The sequence below is a fragment of the Spirillospora sp. NPDC049024 genome (assembly GCF_040649235.1).
Classification (GTDB): Bacteria; Actinomycetota; Actinomycetes; order Streptosporangiales; family Streptosporangiaceae; genus Spirillospora.
In genome coordinates this window covers 183,020-206,884 of sequence record NZ_JBEZFD010000009.1, presented here as the reverse complement: position 1 = coordinate 206,884, position 23,865 = coordinate 183,020, and the positions used below count along the sequence as shown (strand labels likewise).

Sequence of the window (23,865 nt, the reverse complement as noted above, 5' to 3'; positions counted from 1 at the left end):
CCGCGCGCCGATGGCCGTCCGCGACGACACCGGCGCCCCGGCCGCCGTCCCCGGCCGGGTGCGCCGCGTCGTGTCGATCGTCCCGTCCCTGACCGAGACGGTCGCGGCGACCGCGCCCGAACTCCTCGCCGGCGCCACCGACTGGTGCACCCACCCGGAGGGCCTGGACGTGCCGCGCGTGCGGGGCACCAAGAACCCCGACCTCGAGCGGATCGTCGCGCTGCGGCCGGACGTCGTGGTCGGCAACACCGAGGAGAACCGCCCCGCCGACGTCGAGGCGCTGCGCGCGGCCGGCGTCCCGGTGTGGATGACGCGGATCCGCACGGTCGAGGAGGCGCTGGCCTCGCTGCGCCGCATGCTCACCGAGGCGTGCCGGGTGCCGGTGCCCGGCTGGCTGGAGGAGGCGTCCCGCGTCTGGGCGGGCGTCGCGCCGGGTGAGCCCCGGGCGGCGGTGATCCCGATCTGGCGGCGGCCGTGGATGGTCGTCGGGCGCGACACCTTCACCGGCGACGTCCTGGCCCGCCTGGGCGTGTCCAACGTCTACGCCGGGCACTCCGACCGCTACCCGAAGATCCCCCTGGACGAGCTGACCGCGGCCGGCGCCGACCTCGTCGTCCTGCCGGACGAGCCGTACCGCTTCACCGAGGACGACGGCCCGGAGTGCTTCCCCGGGCTCGACGTCGCGCTCGTCAGCGGCCGGCTCCTCACCTGGTACGGCCCGTCCCTCGTCGAGGCCCCGGCCGCGCTGGCCGAACGGCTCGCCGCGGCCCGCCCGCGCTAGCCGGGACGGCGCACGGACGCTAGCCGGGACGGCGCACGAACATCGCCTCCAGGCAGCGGGCCATGCGCTCGTCGAGTTCCTCGGCCGGCACGTCGATCTCCCGCGCCAGATGCTCGCGCAGCAGCGTGTACCCGTAGATCGTGGACGCGATGGCCGCCTGCACGGCCGCCACGTCCTCGACCGGCAGGTCGCCCCGCGCCGCCTCCGCGGCGAGGTCCTCCCGGCCCGCGCCCCGGTTGAGCAGGACGCGGGGCCGGTCGTCGCCGTCCAGCACCAGCAGCGTCGCCAGCCGGACCGGCTCGGGATGGCGCAGGCTCGTCCAGAACAGCCGGGCCAGCCGCTCGCGCAGCGGCAGCCCGGCCGCGTCCACCGCGTCCTCGGCGTTCGGGCGCGACCGGTGGAACAGCGCCGAGCGCAGCAGCGCCCGGCGCGACCCGAAGTACTGGTAGACCAGCCCGCGGTTGACCCCGGCCTCGTCGGCGACCTGGCGCAGGTTCAGGCCGGCGAGGACGCCGCCGCGCCGCAGCAGCGCGACCGCCGCGGCGCGCAGCGACTCCTCCGTCCCCTCCCGGTCCCGCGCCCGGGCCGCCCCGTCACGCGCGGGGACCACCGGCCACGTAGATGACCTGGCCGGACACGAACGAGGCGTCGTCGCTGACCAAAAACGCGACGGTCCCGGCGATGTCCTCGGGGACGCCGACGCGCCGGACCGGGATCTCCTTGGCCGCGGCGGCCTTGAAGTCCTCGAAGTCCACGCCGACGCGGGCGGCGGTCGCGGCCGTCATCTCGGTGGCGATGAACCCCGGCGCGATGGCGTTGGCCGTCACCCCGAACTTGCCCAGCTCGATCGCCAGCGTCTTGGTGAAGCCCTGGAGGCCCGCCTTGGCCGCGGAGTAGTTGACCTGGCCGCGGTTGCCGAGGGCCGACACCGACGACAGGTTCACGATCCGGCCCCATCCGGCCTTGGTCATGTGCTCCTGCGCGGCGCGGGTCATCAGGAACGAGCCCCGCAGGTGCACCGACATGACCGAGTCCCAGTCGTCGTCGGACATCTTGAACAGCAGGTTGTCGCGGGTGATGCCGGCGTTGTTCACCAGGACGACGGGAGGACCCAGCTCGGCGGCGACGCGCGCGACGGCGGCGTTCACCCGCGCGGTGTCGGCGACGTCCACGCCGACGGCGAGCGCGGTGCCGCCGTCCTTGGTGATCGTCTCGACCGTGCCGGCGCAGGCGGCCTCGTCGAGGTCGCAGACGGCGACGGCGAAGCCCTCCCTGGCGAGGCGGACGGCGGTGGCGGCGCCGATGCCGCGCGCGGCGCCGGTGACGATGGCCACCCGGGTTTCGGTCATGTGCCCAGCCCTTCCGTCAGACCTGGATGTCCTTGGCGATGATGGTCTTGAGCACCTCGCTGGTGCCGCCGTAGATCCGGGTGACCCGGGCGTCGGCGTACAGGCGCGCGATCGGGTACTCCAGGATGTAGCCGTAGCCGCCGTGCAGCTGGAGGCACTTGTCGACGACGCGGGCCTGCACCTCGGTGCAGAACAGCTTGCAGACGGCCGCGTCGGCGGGGGTGAGCTCGCCGGCGTCCAGCGCCTCGATGCAGCGGTCGACGAGCGAGCGGGCGGCCTCCACCTCGGTGGCGCACTCGGCCAGCACGAACTTGGTGTTCTGGAACGACGACACGGTCTTGCCGAAGACGGTGCGCTCCTGCACGTACCTGCGGGCGAACTCCACGGCGGCGGCCGCCGAGGCGTAGGAGCTGGTCGCGATGCCGAGGCGCTCCTCGGCGAGGTTGTGCGTCAGGTACTCGAACCCTCGGCCCTCCTCGCCGAGCAGGTCCTCCACGGGGACCCGGACGTCGGTGAACGACAGTTCGGCGGTGTCGGAGCTGCGCAGCCCGATCTTCTCCAGCTTGCGGCCGACCGCGTAGCCCTCGCTCTTGGTGTCCACCGCGAGGATCGACAGGCCCGCCCGGCGGTTCTCCGGCGTGGCCGGGGACGTCCGCGCCACCACGAGCACCCGGTCGGCGAGGACGCCGCCGGTGATGAACGTCTTGGCGCCGTTCAGGACGTAGTGGTCGCCGTCCCGCTTCGCCGTGGTCTGCATGCCGGCGAGGTCGGAGCCGGTGCCGGGCTCGGTCATCGCGATGGCCGTCATCATCTCGCCGGACACGAACGGCGGCAGCCAGCGCTTCTTCTGCTCCTCCGAGCCGTACTTCAGCAGGTACGGCAGGACGAGGTTGACGTGCACCCCGTAGCCGCCGAAGCTCACGCCGGCGCGGGCGCACTCCTCGGAGATCACGGCCTGGTACTTGAAGCTGGTCTCGCCCGCGCCGCCGTACTCCTCCGGCACCTGGATGCCGAACACGCCCAGCTCGCCGAGCTTGCGGTAGAAGTCGCGCGGCGGGTGGCCCGCGTCCTCCCACTCCTCGTAGACCGGGGCCACCTCGGCCTCGATGAAGTCCCGGATCGTGTCCCGGAAGGCCTCGTGGTCCTCGTTGAATACGGTGCGGCGCACGCCGTGCCCCTCTCGCCTGCGTTACTAACAGAACGCTAAGTTAACTCGAACCGAGTTCTAGAATCAAATACGAGAGGGTTCGTGCGCGGCCTCCGGGCGCGGCCCGGCGCTCCGCGGGTCAGCAGTCGGGCTCGCAGACCCGGCGCGAGACGGCCTTGAGGAAGATCCCCTGGATCTGCCCGGGCGTCTCGGCCACGTACGCGTCGCCGTGCGTCACCTCCGCGATCCGCCGCAGCTCGTTGACGTCCACGCCCGAGCCGTAGCCCAGCATGTTGACCTGGACGGGGCGCTCCGGGTCGTACTCGCGGCGCATGTGGTCGAGGGTCTCCTCCAGGGACGGGCCGCGGGGGTCCTCGTTCCTGCCGTCCGTCCACAGCAGGACCGAGTTCACGTACTCCGGCTTGTAGGTCCGCTTCATGTAGTCGAACGCGGCCATGACCGTGTCGTACAGCCCGGTGTCGCCGTGCTTCTTCACCTGGATCCGCGCGAACGCGCTCAGCACGAGCTGCCGCCGGGTGGCCGACCCCAGCCGCTCGTTGAGGGGGCCCACGCTCACGAGCTCCCGCCAGTCCCGGTCGCCCTCCAGCTTCGTGGAGAAGACCCACTGGCCGAGCTCGCTGTCGTCCGGCAGCAGCGAGAGCCCGCCCTGGGCGGTGCGGACCGTGGACTGCAGCCGCGTCACCCCCGGCGCGACCGGCTCGTCCATGGACCCCGACACGTCGATCACGCTCAGCATCCGGATGCTCAGCGACAGCTGCGCCCACGACTGCATGGTGCGCCGCACGTCGGCGGCGGGCGTGTCCGGGAGCGCCCGCGGCGGGCGCGGGTCCAGGCCGGTCCGCGGCGAGAACGACGCGGGCGCCGCCCCGCCGGGCGCCCGGAAGCCCAGCCGCTGGAGGTCGTCGCGGGTGGCCCTGTCCACGAGCGCCGTTCCCAGCAGCCGCGCCGCGCGCGCCTTGGCCCGGTCCTCCGCCAACACGGTGACGGGGTGGTCGAGGTAGACCGTGCCCTCCGCCGGGTGCACCGCCACCGCCGGCTCCGCCGGACGCCGCGCGTTGTAGGCGTACACCGCCTGCTCGGGCGCCAGCGCGACCGGGTAGCGGTCGGGCTTGCCCTGGCCGGACGCGCCGAACGCGGCGAACTCGGCCTGGACCGATGGGGCGACGCCCTCCCGGATCGTCCGGACCACGCCGGTGAACGACGCCTCTCCGCCCGGGGCGTCCGCCAGCAGCGCGCCGGCCAGGATCAGCGAGCCCATGCCGGTCGCGCTGCGGTCCGGGTCGGGGACCTGGAGGCGGAGCAGCCGCGGCGGGATCGCCCCCGCCGCCGGGCCCGGCTCGGCGTTCGATGCCGTCCCGGCCGCCGCGAGCAGGTCCTTCCAGGACGGCCGCTCCGGCGCGCCGAGATCGCGCAACCGGGTCGCGAGGCCGCGCGGCATCGCCAGCACGATCGGGGTCGAGGCGATCCCGCCCAGCCGGTCCGGGTCCCCGGGGGCCGGGACCCGACCGGGGCCCTCGACGAGCTTGGTCCACAGCGAGGAGTCGGGGATCCAGACGTCCGGCTTCTGGGCGACCCCGGCCACGCCCTTGCCGGACAGCAGCGTCGTGACCGCGGCGGGGTCGGCGGCGCGCACCCGCGCGCGGGCGCACCGCCCGTCCACCTTGTGCCCGGCGTCGTTGAAGCGGCCCGCCGCCCGCGCCACCGCGGACGCGACGTCCGGCGCCGCCGCCACGTCGAGCGTCACCGCGCCGTCGCCGGAGCACCCGCCCCCGGTCGAGGCGAGGGCGTAGGCGCCTAACCCGGTGAGCAGCACCAGGCCGACCGCGCCCGCCAGCGGCCCGAGCAGGACGCCGCCGACGCGCCGCGGCGGCCGCCCCCCGCCGAGGCCCCACGGCCCGCGAGCCGGCCGGGCGGCGGCGTGCGCCGGACCCGGAGGCCGGGGCGTGCGATGCGGCCGCGTGAAGGCGTCGAACGGCTCGCCGGAGGACTCGCCCGCGCCGGAGGGCGGGAGCCCGCCCGGGCGGGAGGCGCCGAGGAAGAGGTAGGGGGACTCCGGGCCGCCCGACTCCGGCGGGGTCCGGGGTGCCCACTCAGGAACGTCGTCGTGTGCGCTCATGGCCGATCTCCGTTTCCCGGGCGGGGGTGCGGGCCGTGTCGCGCCGTGGGTCGACGGCCCGCCGGTGAGACACATGGGGGATGTGTCTCAAAGGGGGCAGCTGTGATGTTCGTCTCAACGGCCGCCTCCGTCAAGGGGTGGCGGGGCCCCGGGCTCCCGCGAAGCCTCCCCTCCGGTGCGGGGCGTCGGCGTCGCTCAGCAGTACGCGGCGGGCCCGGGAAGAGGATCGGTTCGCGACCAGGACGTCCTGGGGGAGGGTGTCCGGGTGGAAGCGCCGCGATCCCCGCGGATCTGGGCGGGGAGGGCGTGAGGGGTCCGGGTTTCGGGTCGTGGCCGGACCAGGCCAGCCCGGAGGGCTTGCGTTCCGGCGGGGATGTGCCTCATCCGGGAAGGGCGGTCAAGGAGAGGTCCGCGGAGGGTCGTCCGCGGCGCCGCGCGGCTTCAAGAGACACCCAGGACATTGAAAAGCGGCGCCGGGTGGATACGGGGGCAATCCACCCGGCGCCGCATCATCGGTGTTCCGACGGGGGCCCGGAACACCGGCACGGGCGCTCCGACGGGGGACCAGAGCGCCGGTACAAATCGTACACCGAAACCCCCTGCGGTTAGTCAAGAGAATGTCACGACCGGATTTCCGGACGCTGTCCGGAAACCGGCTTCTGTTCCCTGTGCGCGCGGTCGTCGAAGGCCGCCGGGGCGGTCGGTTCGCGCCCTCCGTTCGCGAAGATGACGGCGACATAGGGGAGCACCACGGCTCCGACCACCATGAGCAGCGCGAGCCACCACGGCGCGCCCGCGACCGCGGCCACCACCGCCCCCACGAAGCAGATCGTGCGGACGCCCATGGACACGAGGTACCGCCGCTGGCGGTGGCCGATGTCCTCCGACATGGGACGGGGAGCGTCGGTGACCGTGTAGACCGCCGGCTCGCGGTGGTGGCGGGGATTGACCTTCACCATTCCACGGTAAGCCCATGGAGTCCGACCTGCACCGGCAGTACTGGGCAAAACATCTGGAGGAGTCGATGACCGATCGCACGTACCGCGTGACCGAGATCGTGGGGACCTCGCCGGACACCGTCGAGGCCGCGATCCGCAACGGCGTCCGGCGCGCCTCGCAGACCCTGCGCCATCTCGACTGGTTCGAGGTGACCGAGGTCCGCGGCCACATCGAGGACGGTGATGTGGCCCACTTCCAGGTGACCATGAAGGTGGGCTTCCGCCTGGAGGACGCGTGAGCCCGCGGTGGGCTTAGCGCCGGGGGCGCCCGGCGCCCGGACCGTCACGGCCGGGGGAGGGCGGGAACGCCGCGCCGGGTCCGGCTCAGGGCCCGGGCGCGGCGTTCCCGCCGTCCGCGGCGGGTCAGGTGGCCTGGCTCACCGTCGACATGTGGAAGTCGGGCACCCGGATCGCCGGCATGGCGGTGCGGGTGAAGTAGTCGGACCACTCGCGCGGCAGCGTCGGCCCGGTCTCGCCGACCTCGGCGAGCCGCGACAGCAGGTCGACCGGGCTCTCGTTGAACCGGAAGTTGTTCACGGCCCCGACGACCTCGCCGTCCTCGACGAGGTAGACGCCGTCGCGGGTGAGGCCGGTCAGCAGCAGGCTCTGCGGGTCGACCTCCCGGATGTACCACAGGCACGTCAGCAGCAGCCCGCGCTCGGTGCGGGCGATCATCTCCTCCAGGGAGGCGCCGCCGTCCGGCCCGCGCATCGCCAGGTTGTCGACGGCGGGCGTGACCGGCAGCCCGGTCCGCTCGGCGGAGTGCCGGGTCTGGGTGAGGGACGCGAGGGTCCCGTCGCCGATCCAGTCGGTGGCGCCCAGCGCGAGCCCGTTGTCGAACACCGACGACTCGCGGCCGGAGGCGTGCGCGATGACGAACGGGGCGCACTCCATGCCCGGGGCGGCCGGGTCGCTGGACAGGGTGACGGGCAGGTTCGCGAGCCGCTCCCCGACGCGGGTGCCGCCGCCGGGGGCGCTGAACACCGTCCGGCCGTCCTGCGCGTCCTGGGCGCCCGCCGACCAGTACAGGTAGATCATCAGGTCGGCGACGGCGGAGGGCGGCAGGATCGTCTCGTACCGCCCGGCCGGCAGCTCCACGCGCCGCTCGCCCCACTCCAGCCGCCGCGCGAGGCCGGCGGTGAGGGCGGCGACGTCCACGTCGGTGAAGTCGCGGGTGCCGACGCCCGCCCACGCCGAGCCGCCCGCGCCCTTGGCGTTCAGCTCCACCAGCCCGGTCGGCTGGTCGTGCCGCAGCCGCAGCCCCGCCGAGCTGCCGAGGAACGTCGAGGTGACCATGTGGTTGGCGAACCCGTACAGGCGCCGGCCGCCGGCCTGCGCGGCGGCGAACGCCTCGCCGAGCGCGGGCGCGAAGCCCTCGAAGACCCCGATGCCGGTCTCGGCGGGGTCGTCGTCCCATCCGGCGCCGCCCGCGGGCGGCGCCTCGGCGACCAGCGGCCGGGCGTCCTCGGCGGGCTCGTTGCCCGCGGCGTCGGCCTCGGCGGCGCGCACCAGGTCCTCGATGCCGTCGGCGCCGACGGCCGACCGCGACACCACGCCCGCCGCGACCCCGTCCGCCGTGTTCCGCAGCGCGATGACCGTGAGGCGGTTGGAGCGGGTCACGCCGTTGGTGGTGAGGGTGTTGCCCGCCCACCGCAGGTTCGCGGTGCTCGCCTCGTCTGCGATGACGACGCAGTCGTCCGCGCGGGACAGCGACAGGGCCCGCTCGACGGCCTCCTGCGGCCTGATCGTGCTCACTGGCCGGCCTCCTTCACCGCGTTGAGGATGTTGACGCCCCGGAACAGCGCCGACGGGCAGCCGTGGCTGACCGGCGCGACCTGCCCCGGCTGGCCCTTGCCGCAGTTGAACGCGCCGCCGAGCACGTAGGTCTGCGGACCGCCGACGGCCTCCATCGAGTTCCAGAAGTCGGTGGTCGTCGCCTGGTAGGCGACGTCGCGCAGCTGCCCGGCCAGGCGCCCGTTCTCGATCCGGAAGAACCGCTGCCCGGTGAACTGGAAGTTCTGGCGCTGCATGTCGATCGACCAGCTCTTGTCGCCGAGGATGTAGATGCCGCGCTCGACCCCCGAGATCAGCTCCTCGGTGGACGGGCCGCCCTCGGCGGGCCTGAGCGAGACGTTCGCCATCCGCTGGATCGGCATGCTGGACGCGGAGTCGGCGAAGGCGCAGCCGTTGGAGCGCTCGGCGCCGGTGAGGCGGGCGATGCGCCGGTCGGTCTGGTAGCCGGTGAACAGGCCCTCGGAGACGATGTCGAACGACTGGGCCTCCACGCCCTCGTCGTCGTAGCCGATCGTGGCCAGGCCGTGCTCGGTGGTCCGGTCCCCGGTGATGTTCATGACCTTGGAGCCGTACCGCAGGGCCCCGAGTTTGTCCGGCGTGGCGAACGAGGTGCCCGCGTAAGCGGCCTCGTAGCCGAGCGCCCGGTCCAGCTCGGTGGCGTGCCCGATCGACTCGTGGATCGTCAGCCACAGGTTGGACGGGTCGACGACGACGTCGTACACGCCCGGCTCCACCGACGGCGCCGCGAGCTTCTCGGCGAGCAGCTCGGGGATGCGGGCGAGCTCGCCGTCCCAGTCCCAGTGCCGGCCCGACAGCCACTCCCAGCCGTACCCGGCGGGCGGCGCGAGCGTGCGCATCGTGTCGAACAGGCCGTCGGCGATGCCCACGGCGGTCACGACCGGATGCAGCCGGACGCGCTGCTGGGTGGTGACCGTCCCGGCGAGGTCGGCGAAGAACTTGTTCTCCTTGACCTGCAGCAGGGCGGCGTCGACGTGGTCGACGCGGTCGTCGCCGAGCAGCCGCCGGCTCCACCCCGCCAGCAGCGCCACCTTGTCGGCGGTCGGCACCTCGAAGGGGTCGGTCTCGTACGCGGAGACCCAGGTGCGCTCGCCGTGGACGGGCTCGGGCGCCAGCTCGATCGGCTCGCGGTTGACGGCCCGGGCGACGGCGGCGACCTCGACGGCCTGCGCGGCGACGCGGGCCGCGCCCCCAGGCGTCAGGTCGATGCCCGCGGCGAAGCCCCAGGTGCCGTCCTTGACGACCCGGACCGACAGCCCGACGTCGTCGGCGTCCAGTGCGGTCTCCAGGGCGGCGTCGTGCAGGCGGAGTGTCTGGCTGCGGATGCGCTCCAGGCGGAAGTCGGCGTGCTCGGCGCCCAGCTCCCTGGCACGGGACAGCGCCGCGTCGGCCAGCGCGCGGAGCGGCAGCGCGGTGAAGGCGGGATCGATGTCATGCACCCTCCGCAACCTACCGCCCGCGCCCGTCCCGCCGGGGCCCGCGCGCCGACCGAACAAAGGGAGGTGAGCGGATCTTGTCGGTTGGGGACATCCGCAGCGGGCGCCGGGGCCGCTAGTGTCGGGCACCAGCCAACGAGCAGCACAACGAGAGGGTCCTGATGAGTCGCTCTGTCCTCGTGACCGGCGGTAACCGGGGCATCGGCCTCGCCATCGCCCGCGAGCTCGCCGCGGCGGGCGACGCGGTCGCGGTCACCTACCGGTCGGGAGAGCCGCCCGAGGGGCTGTTCGGCGTCCGGTGCGACGTGACGAGCGCCGAGGACGTCGACGCCGCCTTCGGCAAGGTGGAGGCGGAGCAGGGCCCGGTCGAGGTGGTCGTCGCCAACGCGGGGATCACCAAGGACACGCTTCTCGCGATCATGAGCGAGGAGTCGTTCACCTCCGTCCTGGACACCAACCTGACCGGCTCGTTCCGGGTGGCCAAGCGCGCGGTGAAGAGCATGATGCGCAAGCGCGCGGGGCGGATCGTGCTGGTCTCCTCGGTCGTGGGGCTGATGGGCTCGCCGGGGCAGTCCAACTACGCCGCGTCCAAGGCCGGCATGGTCGGCTTCGCGCGCTCGCTCGCCCGCGAGCTCGGGTCGCGGGGCATCACGGTCAACGTGGTGGCCCCCGGCTTCGTCGACACCGACATGACGGCGGTGCTCAGCGAGGACCAGCAGAAGGCCATCACGGCCGCGGTGCCGCTCGGCCGCATCGCGAAGCCGGAGGAGATCGCCAAGGCCGTGCGGTTCGTGGCCAGTGAGGACGCCGCCTACATCACCGGGGCCGTGATCCCGGTCGACGGCGGCCTGGGAATGGGGCACTGACAGTCATGGGAATCCTCGAAGGCAAGCGCATCCTGGTCACCGGCGTCCTCACCGACGCCTCCATCGGCTTCCACGTCGCGCGGATCGCGCAGGAGCAGGGCGCCGAGGTGGTGCTGACCGCCTACCCGCGGCCGACCCTGACGCAGCGGACCGCCAAGCGGCTGCCGTCCGGCCCCGACGACCCGCCGCCGGTGCTGGAGCTCGACGTCACCGACGCCGACCAGCTCGGCGCCCTGGCCGGGAACCTGCGCGACTGCGGCTTCGACCGCCTCGACGGCGTGGTCCACGCGATCGGCTTCGCGCCGCAGACCGCGCTCGGCGGCAACTTCCTCGAGACGCCCTGGGAGGACGTCGCGACGGCCGTGCACGCGTCCACGTACTCGCTGAAGTCGCTGACGATGGCGTGCCTGCCGCTGATGAAGGACGGCGGCTCCGTCGTCGGCCTCGACTTCGACGCCACCAAGGCGTGGCCGGTGTACGACTGGATGGGCGTGGCGAAGGCCGGCCTGGAGTCGTGCGCCCGCTACCTGGCCAAGTACCTGGGCCCGCAGGGCATCCGGGTGAACCTCGTCGCCGCGGGGCCGCTCGCGACGATGGCGGCCAAGAGCATCCCCGGCTTCGAGGGCATGACGGACATGTGGCCGAAGGCGGCCCCGCTCGGCTGGGACATCAAGGACAGCGAGCCCACGGCCCGCGCCTGCGCGGCGCTGCTGTCGGACTGGTTCCCCGCGACGACGGGCGAGATCGTCCACGTCGACGGCGGCCTGCACTCCATCGGCGCCGCGTCCGCGTGACGCCCGGCGGGCCGCGGCTGCCCGCGGCCCGCGGAACCCTCAGCGCGCCTCGCGGCGGCGGCGGAGGGCGCGGCCCGCGACGCTGATGTGGAGGGCGCCCACGGCCCCGGCGGCCCCGGCCGCGGCGGCGACCAGCAGCATCTGGCCGTTGTCCTGGCCGGACGCGGCGACGGGGGAGATGAGCCGGGTCTGCGGCACGGCGGCCGTCCCGCCGGACGCGTTCGTGTAGGCGTTCGGGTCGGCCGCGATCTCAGGCGTGGGCAGCACGCCGGGAAGCCCCGGCGCGGTGACCGGGGCCTGCCCCTTGTACGGCTTGAGGGCTCCCGTCATCGGGGCGGGCCCGGACGCGGCCCCCTGCCCGCCGCTCGGCGCCGAGGCCGGCTTGCGCGGGGCCTTGGCCGGCGCCTTGGCCGGCGTCCTCGTCTTCTTGGTGGACTTCTCCGGAACCGGCTTCGCGGTCTTCGTCGGCGTGGGCGTCGGCGTGGGCTTCGGGGTGAGGCCCTCGCGCAGGTTGCCGAGGTTGCACTTCCAGTTCTCGATCGTGCTCTGGGGATCGACGCCCTTCTTGCACGTCTCCGCCTCGGCCGCCGGGGCGGCGAGGACGACGACGAGCGCCCCCGCCGAGACCGCCGCCGACGCCGTACCGAGCCGCCTGAGCCGCTGGGGCATGTCGTTCCTCCACCCGGTGCCGTCCCTGACCCTTGTTGACATCGTGTCCCATACGGGGTCGTCCGTAAACCGCGACACGGGGGTTTCTTTACCCGTCAGTACCTCACTGGGCCACCAGCCGCGCGAGCCTGGTGCGCCGCGCCGGGGCCCCGTCCTCGCGGACGGCCCTGGCCAGCGCGGGTCCGGCCGCCTGCACGACGGACAGGTGGCGGCGCGCGAGGCCGAACGCGGTGGCCACCAGCGGCCGCGACAGGCCGTCCGCCGCCAGCACCGCGACCACGCCGGGACGCCGGGTCCCGCGTGCGAGCGCCACCGGCACCGCCCAGCCGTGCCGCAGCCGGGACACGTCCGCCGGGGCGACGACCGCGGCGCCGCCCGGGAAGTCGACCTCCAGTCCGTGCGGGCCGCCGCCGGTCACCACGCCCGTCTCGCCGAGCGGGGCCTGCGGGAGGGGCGCGGCGACGACCACGCGGTCGCCGGGGTCCATGCCGCCGAACGCGCCGGGGCCGGGGTTCAGGCGGGCCTTGAGCGCGGCGTTGAGGGCGCCGGCGCCCGCGTCCCCGCCCGCCGCCGGGGCGACGACCTGGACGTCCTCGACGGGGATGCCGAGGGCGCGCGGGATCGAGTCGGTGACGAGCTGGACGGCCCGGTGCACCGCCTCCGCGGCGCCCTCGGCGGGCACGATCACGACCTCGCGGCCGGGGGCGTCCACGGCGGCCAGCTCGCCGCCGCGCACCGCCTCGGTCAGCGCGCCGACGGGGCCGGACGGCGGCTCGGCGTCCAGCTCCACCACGGGCACGGTCTCCGACGCCTCCAGGTCGTCCAGCGGCCGGCCGGGCCCGGCGGGCGGCGCGGCGCCCGGCTCGCAGCACAGCACGAGGTGGGCGCCGTCCGGGCACGCCTCGGTCAGCACCGCGCACAGCTCGACGTCGAGCGCCGCGCCGTCCGCCACGATGACCAGGTCGAGCTCGAAGGGCCGCTGCTCGCCGCGCCCGTAGACGACGGCCCCGGGCGCGGCGGACGGGTCCTCTCGCGGCTCCAGCAGCCGGTGCAGGCTGGTGACCTCGACGCCTTCTGCGGCCCCGCCGGCAAGGGCGGCGGCGAGATCGGCGGCGGCGCGGTCGGTGGGCGCCGCCACCGCGGTCCGGAGGCCCTGCGACGCGGCGGCGGAGGCGATCGCGGCGACCGTGCGGGCGAGACCGTCCGGCGTGCCGCGCAGGATGCTCACGCCGGTGCGCAGCGCGGCGGTGAGGGCGAGGGAGCGGTCTTCGGGGAGCCCGTCGCGCAGGCCCTTCAGGGCCGCGTCGTCCAGCAGCGGCGCCGCGGTGAGCGTCAGGCGCTGGAAGCCCTCGGCCGCCGCCTCCTCGGCGAGCGCCCACCGCGCCGGGCCGAGCGTCTCCTCCGGCTCCGGCGGCTCGGCGTCCTCCTCGAACGCCTCCTCGTCGAACTCGGGCTCCTCGGTGAGCGACAGCACCTCCGCCTCGTCCAGCGCCGCCTCGATGGCGCGCCCGGGGTCGGGGAAGCGCAGGCGCTCCAGTGCGGACAGCACGTCGGCGGCGGGCGTGACCGTGTGGCCCTGGCGCGCCGCCTCCGTCAGCAGGTGCAGGACGAGGGCGCCGCCGCGGCGGGGGTCGTCGGGGCGGGCGCCGTCGCCGAGGACGGCGCGGGCGAAGTGGTCGGCCTGACCGGGGCGGACGCCGGGGACGCTCAGCAGCCGCCACGGGTCGTCGCGCAGCCGCCCGGCGGCGCCCGGCCCGAGCCGCGCCGCGGCCCGGGCGGCGAGGGCCGCGGGCACGCCCGTCTCGGCGAACAGCTCGGCGAGGGCGCGCAGGCCCTCCTCCGGGGTGCGTCCGGGCTCGGGCGCCGGCGCGGGTGCGGGCGCGGAGTCGGGGGCGGGGGCGTCCCTCTCGACGAGCGCTCCGGCGGCGGCCTCGGCGGCGCGCATGGCGGCCTCGGCGCGGGCCTTGCGCTCGGCGGGGGAGGGCGTCTGGTCAGGGGTGTCGGTCACGGGCTTCCCGTCACGGCTGATCGCGGTTGGCGGTGGACCGTCCAGAGCGTGCCACGGACGGCCCCGGGCTTCACGGATGAATCGCGCACGGACGCATCACGGGTGGGAGGTCGTGTCCGAGGCGTCGGAGACGTCGTCCAGCGCGCCGCGGATCTCGTTCGGCAGCGTGACCTCCTCGCTCTCCAGGATCGCGCGGAGCTGCGCGGCGGTCCGGGCGCCGACGATCGGCGCGGCGACGCCCTCCCGGTCGCGGACCCACGCGAGCGCCACGGCGAGCGGGGAGCACCCGAGGCCCTCGGCGGCGGTCACCACCGACTCCACGATGCGGGCGCACTCCTCGTCCAGGTACGGCTGGACGAACTCGGCGAAGTGCGGGGCGGCGGCGCGCGACCCGGCGGGGATGCCCGTGCGGTACTTGCCGGTGAGGACGCCCCGGCCGAGCGGGGACCACGGCAGCAGGCCCGCCCCGGCGTCCAGGGCGGCGGGCACGACCTCCCGCTCGATGTCGCGGCTCAGCAGCGAGTACTCCAGCTGCGCGGACACGATGGGCGCGCGGCCCGGCCATGCGCGCTGCCAGGCGGCGGCCTTGGCGACCTGCCAGCCGGCGTAGTTGGAGACCCCGACGTAGCGGGCCCTGCCGGACGCGACCGCCTCGTCCAGCGCCGACAGCGTCTCCTCCAGGGGCGTGGCCGGGTCGTAGACGTTCAGCTGCCACAGGTCGACGTGGTCCAGGTCCATGCGGTCGAGTGAGGCGTCGAGCGCGCGCAGCAGGTGCCTGCGGGATCCGTCGTAGCGCCCGTTCGGCCGGATGGCGGCCTTGGTCGCGACGACGAGGTCGTCGCGGTCGACCAGCTCGCGCAGCAGGTGGCCGAGGATGCGCTCGCTGTCGCCGTCGCTGTAGACGTCGGCGGTGTCGACCAGGGTCCCCCCCGCCTCCACGAACGCGGTGAGCTGGGCCGCCGCCTCGTTCGGATCGGTGTCCTGGCCCCAGGTCATGGTGCCTAGGCCCAGCCGGGACACCAGCAGCCCGCTCCGCCCGAGGTGACGCTCCTTCATAGGCGGTCAATCTAGCGGTCCGCGCAGGCCGCGCGGAAAGCGAGCGGCGGCTCCGGCGGGACGCGCCCGCGGCGTGAAGATCCTGGTGAGATCTATTGCGGCCGGGTCCCGCCGGGCTAGAGTTCGCAGCCATGGCGCCACCCCCGTTCTCGATGTACTCGCCGAAGACGCCGGAGGGCGATGGCGGGCCGAGCGTGGCGCCGGTGTTCGGCGCCGGCCCCGGCGACGACCCCGGCTACCTCGCCTCGCTGCGCGCCGGCACCGAGCTCGGCCGGATGCGCCTGATGATGCTGGCGCTGCTGGCCGCCCCCGTGCTGATCCTGGCGATCATGCCGCTGATCGTCGAGGACGGCCGCCGCGACGCACCGCCGTGGATCCACCTCCCGCTCGCGGCGGCCGCGCTGCTGGCCCTGATCGCCGGACCCCGCGCGCCGCGCCCGATGGCGCCGGGCGCCGAGCCGGGCGCGGCGGCGCTGACCGCGCTGATGATGTTCCGGCAGGCGGTCCTGCTGCGGTTCGCGCTGGCCGAGGGCGTGATCCTGCTCGGTCTGCCGCTGGCGATGGTGGCCCACAGCGAGCTCGTCTTCGTCGTCGGGTTCGTCCTCGGCTACCCGCTGCTGGTGTGGCTGGCGCTGCCCACGCGCTCCGGTGTGGAGCGGATGCGCAGGCGCCTGGAGGCGCGGGGCGCCGAGTCGCACCTGTGGGCGGTGCTGCTCGCCGCGCCGCCGTCGCCCCACGTCATGGACGGCTAGAGCCAGCCGCTCTTGCGCAGTCGGCGGAACAGCAGCACGCACACCACGGCCATGACCGCGATGACGAGCGGGTAGCCGATCGTCCAGTGCAGCTCGGGCATGTGGTCGAAGTTCATGCCGTAGATCCCGGCGATCGCGGTGGGCACGGCGATGATCGCGGCCCACGCGGAGATCTTCCGCATGTCCTCGTTCTGCCGCTTGCCGAGCAGCGCCAGGTGCGCGGTCAGCACGCTGTTGAGCAGTTCGTTGTGGGAGTCGACCTGCCCGTCGACGCGCAGCAGGTGGTCCAGGACGTCGCGGAAGTACTCGCGGGTGGAGCCGCACTCGGCGACGCGGCCCTTCACGATCTCCTGGAGGACGGGCACGAGCGGGTCCTCGGCGCTGCGGAACTCGAGCACCTCCCGCTTGAGCGAGTAGATGTCGGCGGTGACGTCCCGGGCGTTCGGGTCGAACACGGCCCGCTCCAGCCCGATGATGTCGACCTCGACCTCGTGGGCGACGACGCCGTACCGGTCGACGACCTCGTCGCACACCGCGTACAGGACCGCGGTGGCGCCGTGCCCGAGCAGCTCCGGGCTCTCCTCCAGCCGCCTGCGGACCGGCCCGAGCGGGTTGCCGGCGCCGTGCCGGACGGTCACCACGAAGTCCCGGCCGAGGAAGACCATGATCTCGCCGACCTCGATGTCGGAGGTCTTGTCGATGTAGGCGAGGGTCTTCAGCACCACGAACAGCGTGTCGTCGTAGCGCTCCATCTTGGGCCGCTGGTGCGCGGACACCGCGTCCTCGGCCGCGAGGGGGTGCAGGTTCAGCTCGTCCTTGACCAGCTCGAACTCGTCCTCGTCGGGTTCGAAGAGGCCGATCCACAAAAAGCAGTCGCCGTCCTCCCGGGCGAGGTCGAACGCGTCGCTGATGTCGCCCTCGATGTCGCGGCGCTTGCCGCCGGCGTAGATGGCCTTGTCGACGATCACGCCACGCATTGTCGCGCATCCGGGGCGTCGGGGCGTTCCGGTGATCTCCTAGAGTGGCCGGTGTGACGATGCTTCTCCTGGTTCGGCATGGCCTGACCGCGATGACCGGCCCCGTGCTGGCCGGATGGACGCCCGGCGTGCGCCTGGACGAGCGCGGCCGCGCGCAGGCGGCCGCGCTGGCCGCCCGCCTGGCGCCGCTGCCGCTCGCCGCCGTCGTGTCCAGCCCCCTCGAACGCTGCGCCGAGACCGCGGAGGCCATCGTCGCGGCGCGCGCCGAGCCCGCCGGGAAGATCGAGACCGACGAGCGGTTCGGCGAGGTCCGCTACGGCGACTGGACGGGGCGCCCCCTCAAGGAGCTGGCGGAGGAGCCGCTCTGGCGCGTCGTGCAGGCGCACCCGAGCGCCGCCCGGTTCCCCGGCGAGGCGGGGGAGGCGCTGGCGGACGCGCAGCACCGCGCCGTCGCCGCCGTCCGCGACTGGAACGAGCGGATCGCCGCCGCGCACGGGCCGGACGCGCTCTACGCGGTGTGCAGCCACGGCGACATCATCAAGTCCGTGGTCGCCGACGCCCTCGGCCTCCACCTGGACCAGTTCCAGCGCATCCAGGCCGACCCGGCCTCGCTCACCGTGATCCGGTACACCGAGACGCGCCCGTTCGTCGTCCGGCTCAACGACACCGGAGGCGACGTCGCCGGCCTGGTCCCGGAACCGCCGGAGGAACGTTCCGGGAAAGACGGACTCGGGTCGAGTGACGCGGTCGTCGGCGGCGGCGCGTAGGGTCATTGGCATGCCCGTCATCTCCTACGACCCGCCGGAGCGCTTCGTCGCCGGCGCCGTCGGGCGCCCCGGCGACCGCGCCTTCTACCTGCAGGCGCGCTCGGGCCGCCGTGTCACCAGCGTCGGACTGGAGAAGTTCCAGGTGACGCTGCTGGCCGAGCGGCTCGAGGAGCTGCTGGACGAGGTCCTGCGGCGCAGCGGCGGGGAGGCGGCCGTGCCCGCGGTCGCCCCGTCCGAGCTCAAGGACGACGGCCCCCTCGACCAGCCCGTCGAGGAGGAGTTCAAGGTCGGCACGATGGCGCTGGCCTGGGACCCCGAGGACGAGCAGGTGGTGATCGAGGCCCAGGAGGTCACCGAGTCCGACGAGGAGCCCGAGGTCGGCGAGGACGACCCGGCCGTCGCGGTGCTCCGGGTGCGGATCAGCGCGGCCCAGGCCCGGGCCTTCGCCGAGCGCGCCCTGCAGGTGGTGGCGGCCGGCCGGCCGCCGTGCCCGCTGTGCGGCCTGCCGCTCGACAGCGAGGGGCACGTGTGCCCCCGCCAGAACGGGTACCTCGGCTGAGATGACACCCCGCTGTGCTGGATCATGGACGACGTGGCCGGGAGAATGAGCGCATGACGCAGTCCTCGCGCGGGCGGGCGCCCGCCGGCGACGCAGGCGGGCGGGCCGGGGCCGGGCGCCCGGTCCCGCCGCGCGACGCGGACGCCGCCGAGCGGCTGCTGTCGGCCGGGCGCATCGCCGTGGAGGGCCGGCTCGTCCAGGCCTCCAACGCCACCCTCTACTGCTCGATCGAGCACGACGGGGCGACGGCCAACTGCGTCTACAAGCCGGTCGCGGGGGAGCGGCCCCTGTGGGACTTCCCCGACGGCACGCTCGCCGAGCGGGAGGTCGCCGCCTACGAGGTCTCCAAGGCCATGGGCTGGAACACCGTCCCGCCCACCGTCCACCGCGACGGCCCCTACGGGCCCGGCATGGTGCAGCTGTGGGTGGAGCCCGACCCCGACATCGACCTCGTCGCGCTGTCCCGCTCCGACGACGAGGCCGTCCGCCGGATGGCGGTCTTCGACGCCGTCGTCAACAACGCCGACCGCAAGATCGGCCACCTGCTGCCGCCCGGCGACGGCCACGTGTACGGCTGCGACCACGGCGTCTGCTTCTCCACCGAGTACAAGCTCCGCACCGTCCTGTGGCAGTGGCGCGGCAAGCCCCTCACCGCCGAGGCCGTCGACGCGCTCGGCCGGGTCCACGCCGAGCTGCGCGGCGCCCTCGGCGCGCGGCTGGCCGAGCTGCTCACGGCCGAGGAGGTCGACGCCACCCGGCGCCGCGTCGAGCTGATGCTCAAGCACCGCATCCACCCCTACCCGCCCGAGGACTGGCCCGCCATCCCCTGGCCGCCGCTGTAGGTCGGCCCCGCCGGGTGCGGCATTTCCGGGAAATGCTCCAATTGGGGCATGTGCACGGCGATCATCAGTGTCGACCCCGCCTCTCCGGTCCCGGTGCTCCTCGCGGGCGTGCGCGACGAGTTCGTCGCCCGCGCCTGGGAGCCGCCCGGCCGGCACTGGCCGGACCGCCCCGGCCTCCTCGGCGGCCGCGACCTGCGCGCGGGCGGCACCTGGCTGGCGGTGGACCCCGGCGCCCCGCGGGTCGCCGTCGTGCTGAACGGCCGCGGCCGGGCGGCGCCCGAGGCGGGCCGCGTCTCGCGCGGCGAACTGCCGCTGCGGGTCGCCGCCGACGGCAAGCTCGGCCTGCCCGACCTCGCCGCCTTCGACCCGTTCCATCTCGTCGGCGCCGAACCCGACCGGGTCCGGCTGTGGAGCTGGGACGGCGCGGCCCTCACCGAGCGGGACCTCGGCCCCGGCCTGCACATGATCGTCAACAGCGGGCTGGAGGGGGAGGGCCAGCTCGAGGGCGAGACCGAGGACGCCTACATGGCCGCGCGGCTCGCGCACTTCCGGCCGCTCCTGGCCGCCGCGCCGCGCCCCCAGCCGAGCCCCGGGGACCCCGTGGAGCGGGCCTGGGGCGCGTGGCTGCCGCTGGTGAACGGCGCCGGGCTGCCCCGCGCCGACCACCGCGCCCTGCTCCCCCTGCTCGACCTTGGCGACGGCCGGGTGTGGGGCACCACCTCCGTCAGCCTCGTCGCGCTCGGCCGGACCGGCGTCCGGTACGACTTCTCCGCCACCCCGGGGGACGAGCGGGCCTGGACCCGCGTCCGCTGAGGGGCGGCGGCCGGGACCGCCGCCCCGGACCTCTTGCCGGCTCCGCCTGCGGGACGTGACGCTCGGTGCTAGTTTGACTACCTGATGCGATCTTCGTCGGAGCGGGGCCGCCCGCGCAGGGTCATCGGCGGACGGGGAGTGCGGATGGCGGCGGTGGCGCGGCGCGCGGCGTCCACGACCGGGCACCGGGCCCGCGTGCCCGGGCGGGCGGCGGCCGCGGCGGCGGCGCGATGAGCAGTTGCGCCGAGGTGGAGACCCGCCGGCGCAGGACGGCGCCGGACGGGGCCCGGCCCGTGGCGGGCCGCACCCCGTGCCAGCTCGCGTGGGCCCGGTTCCGCCGCGACCGGTTCGCGGTCGCGGCGCTCGCCGTCCTGGCGCTGATCCTGGCGTTCGCCGCGCTGGCGCCGCTGTGGGCGCACCTGACCGGCCACCCCTACGACGCGACCTTCCCGGAGACCGGGCTGGACGCCGGAGGGCAGCCGCGCGGACCGGGCGGCCGCTTCCCCCTCGGCGCCGACCAGCTCGGCCGCGACGTCCTCGTCCGCGCCGCCTACGGCGCGCGGATCTCGCTGGCCGTCGGCATCCTGTCGGCCCTGCTCGCCTCCGCCGCCGGGACCGCGGTGGGGACCCTCGCCGGGTTCGCGGGCGGCCTCGTCGACGGCCTGCTCGCCCGGCTCATGGACATGCTGCTCGCCCTGCCGTACCTGCTGGTGGCCATCATGCTGGCCACCACGTTCCAGATCGGCTCGGTCGCCGCCGGCCTGACCATGACGATCCTGATGATCGCGTTCTTCTCGTTCGCGGCGGTCGCCCGGGTGATCCGCGGCCAGGTGATCATGATCCGGAGGCGGGAGTTCATCGAGGCGGCCCGCGCCCTCGGCGCCTCCGACGTCCGGATCATGTTCGGCGAGATCCTGCCGAACCTGTCCGCGCAGATCACCGTGCTGACCTCGCTGCTGATCCCGGCCTCGATCGTCTTCGAGGCGACGCTGTCGTTCCTCGGCGTCGGGGTGCGCCCGCCGATGCCGAGCTGGGGGTCGATGCTCGGCGAGGGAGGCGACGTGTTCCAGACCGCCTGGTGGCTGCTCGCCGTCCCGGGAGTCCTGCTGCTGCTGACCACGCTGGCGTTCAACGTGCTCGGCGAGGGCGTCCGCGACGCGTTCGACCCGCGCGGCGACCGCGCCCACGGGGGGCGGTGAGGCGCGTGGCGCGGTTCGTCCTCCGCCGGCTGCTGTACGCGGTCGTGGTGCTGTGGCTGGTGGCCACCCTGGTGTTCGTCTTCCTGCACGTCTCGCCCGTCCCGGTGGAGCGCGTCATCGGCGGGCCGCGCGCCACCGCGGACACCCTCGGCCAGATCCGCCGCAACCTCGGGCTGGACCGCCCCGTCCTCGTCCAGTACTGGCGGTTCGCCGCGCGGCTGCTGCGCGGGGACCTCGGCGACTCCTACATCAACGGCATGCCGGTCACCGCCCTGATCGGCGAGCGCCTCCCCACGACGCTGCTCCTGGTGGCGGGCGCCGCGATCCTGTGGTTCGCCGGCGGCGTCCTGCTCGGCGTCCTCAGCGCGGTGCGGGCGCGCGGCCTGTGGGACCGGGCCGCGACCGTGCTCGTGCTGGTCGGCCTGTCCACCCCGCCGTTCGTGATGGCGCTCGTGCTGCTGCAGGTGGCCTCCGCCGGGTTCGGCCGGGGCGCCGTCCACCTCTTCGAGGCCGGGCCGCCCCTGCAGGAGCACTTCCTGCGGCGGATGGTCCTGCCGTGGATCGCGCTGGCGTTCCTCATGATCGCCACCTACACGCGCCTCACCCGCGGGGCGATGCTGGACGTGCTCGGCGAGGACTACGTGCGCACGGCGCGGGCCAAGGGCCTGCCGGAGCGCCGCGTCGTCGGCCGGCACGGGCTGCGCACGGCGCTGACCCCGGTCGTCACCCAGCTCGGCATCGACCTCGGCGCCCTGATCGGCTCCACGGTCGTCACCGAGAAGGTGTTCGGGCTGCAGGGCGTGGGCCAGCTCGTCTACCAGTCCATCGCGCTGGGCGACACCCCGGTCATCATCGGGGTGACGCTGCTGGTGACGTCGTTCGTGGTCGCCGCGAACCTGCTGGTCGACATCGGCTACTCGGTGCTGGACCCGCGCGTCCGGCTGGGCTGAGGGGCGCCGGGCGGGCCGTCCGGTCGGATGCCGCGATCTCGGATTCATGCCGCGAAGTGCGCATGGATAAGCTTTCCGTATGCGATCGTGGCCCGCCTCCGAAGTCCCCCGCCTGTCCGATGCGGGACTGCCCGCCGCGACCCGGCCCCTGAGCCTGCACGACACCGGGACGGGGACGACGCGCCCCACCTCGCCCGGCGACACGGCCCGGATGTACGTGTGCGGGATCACCCCGTACGACGCGACGCATCTGGGCCACGCCAACACGTACCTGGCCTTCGACCTGGTCAACCGGGTGTGGCGGGATCTCGGCCATCAGGTCTGCTACGTCCAGAACGCCACCGACGTCGACGACCCCCTTCTGGAACGTGCCCGGCAGACGGGCGAGGACTGGCGCGAGCTCGCCGACCGGGAGATCCAGCTCTTCCGCGACGATATGACCGCGCTGCGCGTCCTGCCGCCCGACCGGTACATCGGCGCGGTCGAGGCGATCCCGATGATCATCGAGATGATCGAGAAGCTGCGCGGCCGGGACGCCGCCTACGAGGTGGCCGGCGACGTCTACTTCCCGATCGCCTCCGACCCGGCCTTCGGGCAGGTCAGCCGGCTCACGCGGGAGGAGATGGCGCCGCTGTTCGCCGAGCGCGGCGGCGACCCCGACCGGCCCGGCAAGCGCGACCCGCTCGACGCGCTGCTGTGGATGGCGCGGCGGCCCGGCGAGCCCGGCTGGGACTCGCCGTTCGGGGAGGGCCGCCCCGGCTGGCACGTGGAGTGCTCGGCGATCTCCATCGAGTACCTCGGCATGGGGTTCGACGTGGAGGGCGGCGGCTCGGACCTGGCGTTCCCGCACCACGAGATGGGCGCCTCGCACGCGCAGGTCGCCACGGGGGAGCGCCCCCACGCCCGCGCCTACGTGCACGCCGGCATGGTCGGCCTGGACGGCGAGAAGATGTCCAAGTCGCGCGGCAACCTCGTGTTCGTCTCGAAGCTCCGGCGGTCCGGCGCCGACCCGATGGCGATCCGGCTGGCGCTGCTGGCCCACCACTACCGCTCGGACTGGGAGTGGACGCCGGCCGAGCTCGACAAGGCGGCGGCGCGCCTCGGCCGCTGGCGGGCCGCGGCGGCGCGCCCGTCCGGTCCGCCCGCAGCCCCGCTGGCCGCCGCGGTCCGCGAAAGCCTGGCCGACGACCTGAACGCGCCGGCCGCGCTGGCGGCCGTCGACGCCTGGGCGGCCGCCGACGGCGCCGACGAGGCCGCGCCGGCCCAGGCCGCCGCCGTCGTCGACGCCCTCCTCGGCGTCGAGCTCTGACCGGCCGGGCCCGCCCTGCCCTCGGCCGCGGCGGTCCCGGCCGGTCCCGGCACGGCGCGGCCGGTGGGCCCCGCGCGTCACAGCAGGCCCGCGAGCTTGTACAGCACCAGCGAGCCGGCCACCGCGACGTTCAGGCTGCTGCCGGCGCCCACCATGGGGATCTCCACGGCCAGGTCGAGCAGGTCGAGCGCCTCGGCGGGGATGCCGGACTGCTCGTGGCCCAGCACCGCCACCGTCCGGGTGCGCGCGGCGGGCAGGTCCGCTAGCCGCACGGCCTCGTCGGCCAGCTCGACGCCGACGACCCGGCTTCCGGACGCCCGCTGCCGCTCCAGCCAGCCGAGCGGGTCGCCCACCCAGTGGACGCAGACGGGGCGGCGCAGCGTGTTGCCCCGGGCGAGGGCCTCGGGCACCCAGGGGAAGCGGGGGACGGCCATGCATGCGCCCACCGCGTCGCAGGTCCGCAGGAGCGTCCCGAGATTGGCGCCGTGCAGCGGCCACAGCGGCGCGGCGAGGAGATGGTCCCAGCAGGTGTGGGAGCGGCGGCGCCGCTGGCGCCGGAGCTCGCGGGGCGGGCGGACGCGGATCGCCGCCTGGCGGGGGCTCACCGGCCCCGGGCGCTACCGCCCTCCGAGGGAGAAGACGTC

General features: G+C 74.8%; 25 protein-coding genes. 13 read left to right on the top strand and 12 right to left on the bottom strand.

The features are described from left to right. Positions 1-10: 10 nt before the first annotated feature. Complete coding sequence (locus AB0C21_RS19020; RefSeq protein ID WP_500205627.1) at positions 11-781, top strand: helical backbone metal receptor; 771 nt, start codon at positions 11-13, stop codon at positions 779-781. A gap of 19 nt (positions 782-800) precedes the next feature. On the opposite strand, the gene AB0C21_RS19015 is transcribed toward AB0C21_RS19020, so the two are convergent. The 5 genes from AB0C21_RS19015 to AB0C21_RS18995 all read right to left on the bottom strand — a co-directional run bounded on the left by AB0C21_RS19015 (position 801) and on the right by AB0C21_RS18995 (position 6,373). After that, a complete protein-coding gene (locus tag AB0C21_RS19015; protein ID WP_149258229.1) occupies positions 801-1,391 on the bottom strand; it encodes a TetR/AcrR family transcriptional regulator in 591 nt (196 codons plus the stop codon). Beyond that, positions 1,375-2,130, bottom strand: a complete 756-nt coding sequence (gene fabG, locus AB0C21_RS19010) for a 3-oxoacyl-ACP reductase FabG (protein ID WP_500205624.1) — start codon at positions 2,128-2,130, stop codon at positions 1,375-1,377. The genes AB0C21_RS19015 and fabG overlap by 17 nt, the downstream gene beginning before the upstream one ends. A 16-nt stretch (positions 2,131-2,146) precedes the next feature. Continuing rightward, the gene (locus tag AB0C21_RS19005; protein WP_500205622.1) at positions 2,147-3,298 is read right to left on the bottom strand and encodes an acyl-CoA dehydrogenase family protein; all 1,152 of its coding nucleotides are present in this window, start codon (positions 3,296-3,298) and stop codon (positions 2,147-2,149) included. Positions 3,299-3,416: 118 nt separating this feature from the next. Then, a complete protein-coding gene (locus AB0C21_RS19000) occupies positions 3,417-5,414 on the bottom strand; it encodes a substrate-binding domain-containing protein (RefSeq protein WP_500205621.1) in 1,998 nt (665 codons plus the stop codon). Between the two features lie 620 nt (positions 5,415-6,034). After that, complete coding sequence (locus tag AB0C21_RS18995) at positions 6,035-6,373, bottom strand: DUF3099 domain-containing protein (RefSeq protein ID WP_500205619.1); 339 nt, start codon at positions 6,371-6,373, stop codon at positions 6,035-6,037. Between the two features lie 65 nt (positions 6,374-6,438). On the opposite strand from AB0C21_RS18995, the gene AB0C21_RS18990 reads away from it, so the two are divergent. After that, the gene (locus AB0C21_RS18990; protein WP_149258808.1) at positions 6,439-6,651 is read left to right on the top strand and encodes a dodecin; all 213 of its coding nucleotides are present in this window, start codon (positions 6,439-6,441) and stop codon (positions 6,649-6,651) included. Between the two features lie 124 nt (positions 6,652-6,775). Here the strand turns inward: AB0C21_RS18990 and AB0C21_RS18985 are convergent, their stop codons facing one another. Both AB0C21_RS18985 and AB0C21_RS18980 read right to left on the bottom strand, forming a co-directional pair. Further along, on the bottom strand, positions 6,776-8,158 hold the full coding sequence (locus AB0C21_RS18985) for a metallopeptidase TldD-related protein (protein ID WP_500205776.1): 1,383 nt from the start codon (positions 8,156-8,158) through the stop codon (positions 6,776-6,778). A 5-nt stretch (positions 8,159-8,163) separates the two neighbouring features. Further along, a complete protein-coding gene (locus AB0C21_RS18980) occupies positions 8,164-9,663 on the bottom strand; it encodes a TldD/PmbA family protein (RefSeq protein WP_500205617.1) in 1,500 nt (499 codons plus the stop codon). Positions 9,664-9,821: 158 nt separating this feature from the next. Between AB0C21_RS18980 and AB0C21_RS18975 the strand changes: the two genes are divergently transcribed. Both AB0C21_RS18975 and fabI read left to right on the top strand, forming a co-directional pair. Further along, the gene (locus AB0C21_RS18975) at positions 9,822-10,526 is read left to right on the top strand and encodes a beta-ketoacyl-ACP reductase (RefSeq protein WP_149258236.1); all 705 of its coding nucleotides are present in this window, start codon (positions 9,822-9,824) and stop codon (positions 10,524-10,526) included. Between the two features lie 5 nt (positions 10,527-10,531). Further along, the gene (fabI, locus tag AB0C21_RS18970; RefSeq protein WP_149258237.1) at positions 10,532-11,320 is read left to right on the top strand and encodes an enoyl-ACP reductase FabI; all 789 of its coding nucleotides are present in this window, start codon (positions 10,532-10,534) and stop codon (positions 11,318-11,320) included. Positions 11,321-11,359: 39 nt separating this feature from the next. Here fabI and AB0C21_RS18965 read toward each other — a convergent pair whose 3' ends face one another. From AB0C21_RS18965 to AB0C21_RS18955, 3 genes are all read right to left on the bottom strand, one after another. Continuing rightward, on the bottom strand, positions 11,360-11,989 hold the full coding sequence (locus AB0C21_RS18965) for a hypothetical protein (protein WP_500205614.1): 630 nt from the start codon (positions 11,987-11,989) through the stop codon (positions 11,360-11,362). A 103-nt stretch (positions 11,990-12,092) separates the two neighbouring features. Continuing rightward, on the bottom strand, positions 12,093-13,997 hold the full coding sequence (locus tag AB0C21_RS18960) for a helix-hairpin-helix domain-containing protein (RefSeq protein WP_500205613.1): 1,905 nt from the start codon (positions 13,995-13,997) through the stop codon (positions 12,093-12,095). Between the two features lie 96 nt (positions 13,998-14,093). After that, complete coding sequence (locus AB0C21_RS18955) at positions 14,094-15,053, bottom strand: aldo/keto reductase (protein ID WP_500205611.1); 960 nt, start codon at positions 15,051-15,053, stop codon at positions 14,094-14,096. Between the two features lie 131 nt (positions 15,054-15,184). Between AB0C21_RS18955 and AB0C21_RS18950 the strand changes: the two genes are divergently transcribed. Then, positions 15,185-15,805: a hypothetical protein gene (locus AB0C21_RS18950; protein WP_500205609.1), complete on the top strand. Its 621-nt coding sequence runs from the start codon at positions 15,185-15,187 to the stop codon at positions 15,803-15,805. On the opposite strand, the gene corA is transcribed toward AB0C21_RS18950, so the two are convergent. Continuing rightward, a complete protein-coding gene (gene corA, locus AB0C21_RS18945; RefSeq protein WP_500205606.1) occupies positions 15,802-16,773 on the bottom strand; it encodes a magnesium/cobalt transporter CorA in 972 nt (323 codons plus the stop codon). The two genes, AB0C21_RS18950 and corA, sit on opposite strands and share 4 nt — an antisense overlap. 62 nt (positions 16,774-16,835) lie before the next feature. Between corA and AB0C21_RS18940 the strand changes: the two genes are divergently transcribed. The 8 genes from AB0C21_RS18940 (at position 16,836) to mshC (ending at position 23,221) form a co-directional block, all read left to right on the top strand. Then, positions 16,836-17,549, top strand: a complete 714-nt coding sequence (locus AB0C21_RS18940) for an MSMEG_4193 family putative phosphomutase (protein WP_500205604.1) — start codon at positions 16,836-16,838, stop codon at positions 17,547-17,549. Between the two features lie 10 nt (positions 17,550-17,559). Then, on the top strand, positions 17,560-18,108 hold the full coding sequence (locus tag AB0C21_RS18935; protein ID WP_149258242.1) for a DUF3090 domain-containing protein: 549 nt from the start codon (positions 17,560-17,562) through the stop codon (positions 18,106-18,108). Positions 18,109-18,161: 53 nt separating this feature from the next. Continuing rightward, on the top strand, positions 18,162-18,950 hold the full coding sequence (locus tag AB0C21_RS18930) for an SCO1664 family protein (protein ID WP_149258243.1): 789 nt from the start codon (positions 18,162-18,164) through the stop codon (positions 18,948-18,950). A gap of 48 nt (positions 18,951-18,998) precedes the next feature. Next, positions 18,999-19,763 carry an NRDE family protein gene (locus tag AB0C21_RS18925; protein ID WP_500205602.1) on the top strand — a complete coding sequence of 255 codons (765 nt, stop codon included), beginning with the start codon at positions 18,999-19,001 and terminating at the stop codon, positions 19,761-19,763. A gap of 84 nt (positions 19,764-19,847) precedes the next feature. Further along, positions 19,848-19,997: a hypothetical protein gene (locus AB0C21_RS18920; protein WP_500205601.1), complete on the top strand. Its 150-nt coding sequence runs from the start codon at positions 19,848-19,850 to the stop codon at positions 19,995-19,997. Next, a complete protein-coding gene (locus AB0C21_RS18915; RefSeq protein WP_500205600.1) occupies positions 19,994-20,962 on the top strand; it encodes an ABC transporter permease in 969 nt (322 codons plus the stop codon). Before AB0C21_RS18920 ends, AB0C21_RS18915 begins: the two co-directional genes overlap by 4 nt. 5 nt (positions 20,963-20,967) lie before the next feature. Next, the gene (locus AB0C21_RS18910) at positions 20,968-21,912 is read left to right on the top strand and encodes an ABC transporter permease (RefSeq protein WP_500205598.1); all 945 of its coding nucleotides are present in this window, start codon (positions 20,968-20,970) and stop codon (positions 21,910-21,912) included. A gap of 79 nt (positions 21,913-21,991) precedes the next feature. Then, positions 21,992-23,221 (top strand): cysteine--1-D-myo-inosityl 2-amino-2-deoxy-alpha-D-glucopyranoside ligase, encoded by a 1,230-nt coding sequence (gene mshC / locus AB0C21_RS18905; protein ID WP_500205596.1) that lies wholly within the window; start codon positions 21,992-21,994, stop codon positions 23,219-23,221. A gap of 77 nt (positions 23,222-23,298) precedes the next feature. Here mshC and AB0C21_RS18900 read toward each other — a convergent pair whose 3' ends face one another. Further along, positions 23,299-23,826 carry a TrmH family RNA methyltransferase gene (locus tag AB0C21_RS18900; protein ID WP_500205594.1) on the bottom strand — a complete coding sequence of 176 codons (528 nt, stop codon included), beginning with the start codon at positions 23,824-23,826 and terminating at the stop codon, positions 23,299-23,301. Positions 23,827-23,865 lie beyond the last annotated feature (39 nt).